We start from the raw sequence: 6,384 nt of genomic DNA on the forward strand, positions 1-6,384 counted from the left end.
TGTCGGGCTGACCTGCGCCGGCATCAAGGGTTACTTCTGGAACTCGATCAAGATGGTGGTGCCGGCCGTCGCAATCTCCACCATCATGGGGGCGCTGAACGGCTATGTCCTGACCAAATGGCGCTTTCCCGGCCACACGCTGGTGTTCGGGCTGATGCTGTTTGCCTGCTTCATTCCGTTCCAGTCGGTGCTGTTGCCGATGGCAACGATCCTCGGCTCGCTCGGCCGCTTCGGCGTGGTGCTGCAGAATGCCACGGGCTGGAACTTCGGCTTCGGCAATCCGACGGTCAATCTGGTCTTCGTGCATGTCGTCTATGGCTTGGGCTTCACGACGCTGTTCTTCCGCAATTTCTATGAGGCCTTTCCGACCGAACTGGTCAGGGCTGCCCAGGTCGATGGCGCCAGCTTCTTCCAGATCTTCCGGCGCATCATGCTGCCCAACTCGCTGCCGATCATCGTCGTCACGGTGATCTACCAGTTCACCAATATCTGGAACGACTTCCTGTTTGCCTCGGCCTATGCCGGCACCGGGGAATCCATGCCGATGACGGTGGCGCTGAACAATGTCGTCAACACCTCGACCGGCGTCGTCGAATACAATGTCAACATGGCGGCTGCGATGATCGCCGCCGTGCCGACGCTCATCGTCTATATCCTCGCCGGCCGCTACTTCGTGCGCGGTCTGATGGCGGGCGCTGTCAAAGGGTAATCCATGGCCTTCCTCGAAATCTCCGGTCTCAAAAAGCGCTTCGGCGCCGTCGACATTCTCAAGGGGATCGACCTCGAACTCGAAAAGGGCGGCTTTCTCGTGCTGGTCGGCCCGTCCGGCTGCGGCAAGTCCACCCTGCTCAACACCATTGCCGGGCTGGAGACGATCACCTCTGGCGATATCAGGATCGACGGGCGCGACATCAGCGGCCTGCATCCCTCCAAGCGCGACATCGCCATGGTGTTCCAGTCCTATGCGCTCTATCCGAACATGACGGTGGCGGGCAACATCGCCTTCGGCATGGAGATCCGCGGCGTACCCAAGGAGGAGCGTGCCAGGGCGATCGCCCAAGTCTCCGACATGCTGCAGATCGGCCATCTGCTCGACCGCAAGCCGAGCCAGCTCTCCGGCGGCCAGCGCCAGCGTGTCGCCATGGGGAGAGCGCTGGTGCGCAATCCGCAGGTCTTCCTGTTCGACGAGCCGCTCTCCAATCTCGACGCCAAGCTGCGCGTCGACATGCGCACCGAGATCAAGCGGCTGCATCAGCGCATGGGCACCACCTTCGTCTATGTCACCCATGACCAGATCGAGGCGATGACGCTGGCGACCAAGATCGCCGTGCTGAAGGACGGCGTGCTGCAGCAGTTCGGCACGCCGGCCGAGATCTATAACAGCCCCTCCAACATCTTCGTTGCCGACTTCATGGGATCGCCGGCGATGAACCTGCTCAACGCCACCGTCGAGAACGGTGCGGCCGGCCTGGAAGTCTCGCTGGAGCGGCCGAATGCCGCGCCGCTCCGACTGCCGGTCATCTCAGGCAATGACGGCCTGACCGCCTATGCCGGCAGACAGGTGATCTTCGGCATCCGGCCGGAAGCGCTGACCGATCCCGATGGCGCCGACCGCAAGGCGCGCTCGCTGACTGAGGGCGATTGCCTGATCGAGGTGGTCGAACCGGCCGGCTCCGACACCTTCGCCGTCACCAAGCTCGGCGGCAAATCCGTCGTCGCCCGCCTGCGCGCCGATACCGGCATCGCTCCAGGACAAAACACCCGCCTCGCCTTCAATCTCGACAAGGCCGTGTTCTTCGATCCGGACACACAGGCGCGGATCGCGTGAGGGCCAGGTGCTAACATGAGCGGTTCACCTGACATCGTCATCATCGGTTCAGGCGTCGGCGGCGCGACGGTCGCGGCCGGCCTGGCGGTGACCGGCGCGCAAATATTGATCCTCGAAGCCGGCGACCATATCGCCGACCTTCCTGTTAACCGCGACCAACGCGCCATCTTCCAGCGAGGACATTTTCGACCGAAGGAAACCTGGTACGAGGCGAACGGCAAGGGATTCAATCCCGGCAATTACTACAATGTCGGCGGGAATTCGAAGTTCTACGGCGCCGTGCTGTCGCGCTATCGCAGCCAAGATTTCGCAGTCATCCAACACCGCGAGGGTGTTTCTCCAGCCTGGCCGTTTCCGTACGAGGTCCTGGAGCCGTGGTACTGCCAGGCGGAACGCATCTACCAGGTCCGCGGCAGTCTAGGTGAAGATCCGACGGAACCGCACCACTCGGCTGCCTACGAGTACCCGCCCGTCCCGGACGAGGCGCCGATCGCCGATATCAGGGCGCGCCTCAAGCAGAAAGGCCTGCATCCGTTTTCCCTACCTCTCGGTCTGGATCTTGACGCCTGGCTCTCCAAAGCACGCACGCCATGGGATGCGCATCCAAACGCCCGCGACGGCAAGATGGATGCCGAAACTGCAGCCCTCGCAGTAGCGCTGAGACACGAGAACGTGCGGCTCGAAACCAATGCGCGTGTGACGAGGCTCGACACGGGAGCGGGGAGTCGGGTCGAGCGGGTGACTTATGTCAAGGATGGGGAGACGCTGACTGTTTCGCCTGAGATCGTGATCCTTTCTGCCGGGGCGGTGCAGTCGTCAGTGCTTTTGCTGCGCTCGAAAAACGACCGCTTCCCAAGGGGTCTGGCGAATTCTTCCGACCAGGTCGGCCGCAACTTCATGAACCACAATGCCTCCGCCGTCATCGGGGTCTCGCCGCGGTTCAGGAACACCTCCATCTACCAAAAGACGTTTGCCTTTAACGACTTCTATCTCTCCGACGGGGAGGGCGGACCGCCCCTCGGCAACGTGCAGCTTCTCGGTCGTATCTCCGAAAAGGTTCTCAAGGGCTCTCTGCCGCAGGCTCCGGAGTGGCTTCTGCGCTTCATCACCGGCCATGCCATCGACTTCTATGCGATGAGCGAGGACGTTCCCAATCCCGAAAGCCGAGTCATGGTGGATGGAGACCGGATTATTCTCCAATGGCAGCGAACCAATTGGGACGCTCATCTCGCGCTTGTCGCCAGGCTGAAGGCAATACTGAAGTCGATCGGGTTTCCGATCGTGCTGGCGAGGCCCTTCGACAAGCGCACGCCCTCCCATCAGTGCGGAACGATCCGCATCGGAAACGATCCCGCGGCTGCGCCGCTCGACGCGTATTGCCGGGCTTATGACCACGACAATCTCTTCGTCGTCGACGCGAGTTTCCTCCCCACATCGGCCGCTGTGAATCCTGCGCTCACTATCGCCGCCCAGGCGTTGAGAGTGGCAGATCACATCGCGTCGAAGGACTTGCAGGCACGAGACGCGCTGGCAGGCCGAACGGACAAAATAGGAAAGTAAGATGGGTTTCGACTATATCATCACCGGCGCCGGCCCTGCAGGATGCGTGCTTGCAAATCGGCTGAGCGGAGATCCAGATGTCAGAGTACTCCTGCTCGAGGCGGGTGGAGGCGACTGGAATCCGCTTTTTCACATGCCCGCGGGCTTCGCCAAGATGACCAAAGGCGTCGCCAGCTGGGGATGGGAAACCGTTCCCCAGAAACACATGAAAGGCCGCGTGCTTCGTTATACGCAGGCGAAAGTCATTGGTGGCGGCTCGTCCATCAACGCACAGCTCTACACGCGTGGAAACGCGGTGGATTATGACCTCTGGGCTCGTGAAGACGGCTGCGAGGGCTGGGACTATCGTTCGATCCTTCCCTATTTCAAACGTGCGGAAGACAACCAGCGCTTCGCCGACGACTACCACTCCTATGGCGGTCCGCTCGGCGTCTCGATGCCGGCTGCGCCGCTGCCGATCTGCGACGCCTATATCCGTGCAGGGCAGGAGCTCGGCATTCCCTACAATCACGACTTCAACGGACGCCAACAGGCAGGCGTGGGATTTTATCAGCTGACGCAGCGCAACCGTCGCCGGTCGTCGGCATCGCTCGCGTATCTCTCGCCGATCAAGGACCGGAAGAACCTGACGGTGAGGACGGGCACGCGCGTCGCGCGTATTATCGTGGAGAGAGCCCGTGCGACAGGCGTCGAGATCGTGACCTCGCACGGCCAGGAGATCGTGCGCGCCGACCGCGAAGTATTGGTTTCCTCCGGCGCCATCGGATCACCGAAGCTGCTTTTGCAGTCCGGCATAGGACCGGCCGACTATCTCAAGTCGGTGGGCGTCAAGGTGCTCCACGATCTGCCGGGTGTCGGCGGCAACCTCCAGGATCACCTGGATCTTTTCGTCATTGCCGAATGCACGGGCGATCACACTTATGATGGCGTCGCAAAATTCCACCGGACACTTTGGGCCGGCATCCAATATGTCCTGTTCCGCACCGGTCCTGTCGCCTCGTCGCTCTTCGAGACCGGCGGCTTCTGGTATGCCGATCCTGAAGCCCGTTCTCCTGATATCCAGTTTCACCTCGGCCTGGGTTCGGGCATCGAAGCCGGCGTCGAACGGCTCAAGAATGCGGGCGTGACGCTTAACTCCGCCTATCTGCATCCGCGCTCGCGGGGCACGGTACGTCTGTCATCCTCGGACCCAGCTGCCGCTCCATTGATCGACCCCAACTACTGGTCCGATCCCCACGACAGGACGATGTCCCTGGAAGGGCTGAAGCTCGCTCGCGAGATCATGCAGCAGGCGGCGCTGAAGCCCTATGTCATGGCCGAAAGGCTTCCCGGACCGAAGATCATGACCGACGAACAGCTTTTCGACTACGGCTGCGCCAACGCAAAGACCGACCATCATCCGGTCGGCACCTGCAAGATGGGGAGAGGACCCGACGCGGTTGTCGGGCTTGATCTCAAGGTCCATGGCCTGGAAGGCCTCAGGGTCTGCGATTCATCCGTCATGCCGCGCGTGCCGTCATGCAATACCAACGCGCCGACGATCATGGTCGGCGAAAAAGGCTCGGACCTCATTCGGGGCCTGCCGGCACTTGCCCCGACTATCTTCGCCTACGAACGCAACGACGCGAGGCCTAGGGGCCGCGTCGAAATCCGGTAAGCCATCTCGAGAGGAGAGACGACAATGTCTGAAGTCAGAGTTGCAGTGCTTGGCGCCTCGGGCTGGATGGGAAAGGTCCACACGATGGCCTATCAGACCTTTCCGCATTTCTTCGGAGTGTCGGACGGAACGGCACGGATCGTCGCTCTCGTCGAAGGCCCCTCGAAGGCAGCCGGGGATCTTTCCCACAGGGCGCCGGGCGCAAGGATTCTTCAGGATTGGAATTTGGCGGTCGCTGATTCTGATGTCGATTTGATCGATATCTGCCTGCCTGACCACCTCCACTATGAGGTAGCCAAGGCGGCCTTGCTGGCCGGCAAACATGTCTATTGCGAGAAGCCATTGGCAAACACCGCCGCCGAGGCGCGGGAACTGGCCGACATCGCCAGGGAAAAGGGTGTCATTACCCGCGTTGGACACGCCTTTCCTCGGAATCCCGTCCATGATCTGGCGAAAGACATCATTCAATCCGGCGAAATTGGCGAGATCAACCTATTCCGCGGCTGCCAGCACGTCGACATGTATGGCGATCCGAACGCGCCCTTCATGTGGCGGGGCGACGGAAAGCTTGCGCCGACCGGGATCGTCGGTGATACCGGTTCGCACATCTTCAGCTTCATGGATTTCCTGGTCGGCCGCGTCAGTTCCCTGATCGCCGACAATCTCATTGTGACGCCGCGCCGGCCCGTCGTTGAGGGCCTTGCCTATGGCGAGCAGGTGAAACTGACAGGCAATGAGACCTGGGCTGATATTACCAATCCTGATGCAACCAATCTGCTGTGCCGGTTCGAGAACGGCGCCGGCGGGGTCGTCGATTTCAGCCGTGTCGCGACCGGCCGCAAGTTCATGCAGACCTACGAAATTTATGGAACGAAAGGCAGCATCGCCTATACCTATGACGAGATAAACCGGCTGCGCTTCTACTCCAACGAAGACCGGACGGGGCGGCGCGGCTTTCGCGAGATCGACGTGGGTCCTGAGAACCCCACCTTCCGGGCCTTCCTTCCTCTGCCGAATTTCGGCCTGGGCTACAATGAAAGCAAGATCATCGAGGTGGCCGAGGTGATCCGCTCGATCGTTGCAAACAGGCCGATGTGGCCGACATTCGATACAGGTCATCACATCTGCCAGATTGTCGACGCATGCATGGAGTCCTCCCGGCAAAGGCGCTGGGTCGACATCCCGCTGGGTTGAACGCCGATGACCATAGACGTTCCGCAGGAAATTCTTGACGCACTGACCGATGTCGACATGCCGCGGCTCCCAACCGAGCCCGGACCTTCGGACGTGGTCCGGCTCGCCGGCGTCGAGGCGCCGATCTATCGAGCCGGTTGCGTCG

Annotated in this window: 5 protein-coding genes; all 5 read left to right on the plus strand. The window is 61.3% G+C overall.

Annotation, left to right across the window (positions count from 1 at the left end):
- Nucleotides 1-709 (plus strand): carbohydrate ABC transporter permease (locus FY112_RS12855; protein WP_246700660.1); only part of this gene is annotated, 709 nt, incomplete at its 5' end.
- Between the two features lie 3 nt (nucleotides 710-712).
- A complete protein-coding gene (locus FY112_RS12860) occupies nucleotides 713-1,828 on the plus strand; it encodes an ABC transporter ATP-binding protein (protein ID WP_151518522.1) in 1,116 nt (371 codons plus the stop codon).
- Between the two features lie 15 nt (nucleotides 1,829-1,843).
- Nucleotides 1,844-3,388: a GMC family oxidoreductase gene (locus FY112_RS12865; protein ID WP_151518523.1), complete on the plus strand. Its 1,545-nt coding sequence runs from the start codon at nucleotides 1,844-1,846 to the stop codon at nucleotides 3,386-3,388.
- Nucleotide 3,389: 1 nt separating this feature from the next.
- Entirely contained in the window at nucleotides 3,390-5,045 is a 1,656-nt protein-coding gene (locus FY112_RS12870) for a GMC family oxidoreductase N-terminal domain-containing protein (RefSeq protein ID WP_151518524.1), read from the plus strand.
- Between the two features lie 24 nt (nucleotides 5,046-5,069).
- On the plus strand, nucleotides 5,070-6,239 hold the full coding sequence (locus tag FY112_RS12875) for a Gfo/Idh/MocA family oxidoreductase (protein WP_132615163.1): 1,170 nt from the start codon (nucleotides 5,070-5,072) through the stop codon (nucleotides 6,237-6,239).
- The last annotated feature ends 145 nt before the right edge of the window (nucleotides 6,240-6,384 follow it).

Source organism: Rhizobium sp. PEPV16 (genome assembly GCF_008919455.1).
Lineage (GTDB): Bacteria > Pseudomonadota > Alphaproteobacteria > Rhizobiales > Rhizobiaceae > Rhizobium > Rhizobium leguminosarum_Q.

Excerpts from the sequence above, each read along its gene's own strand:
- FY112_RS12860 (WP_151518522.1), top strand. The coding sequence starts at position 713 with ATGGCCTTCCTCGAAATCTCCGGTCTCAAAAAGCGCTTCGGCGCCGTC.
- FY112_RS12865 (WP_151518523.1), top strand. The coding sequence starts at position 1,844 with ATGAGCGGTTCACCTGACATCGTCATCATCGGTTCAGGCGTCGGCGGC.
- FY112_RS12870 (WP_151518524.1), top strand. The coding sequence starts at position 3,390 with ATGGGTTTCGACTATATCATCACCGGCGCCGGCCCTGCAGGATGCGTG.
- FY112_RS12875 (WP_132615163.1), top strand. The coding sequence starts at position 5,070 with ATGTCTGAAGTCAGAGTTGCAGTGCTTGGCGCCTCGGGCTGGATGGGA.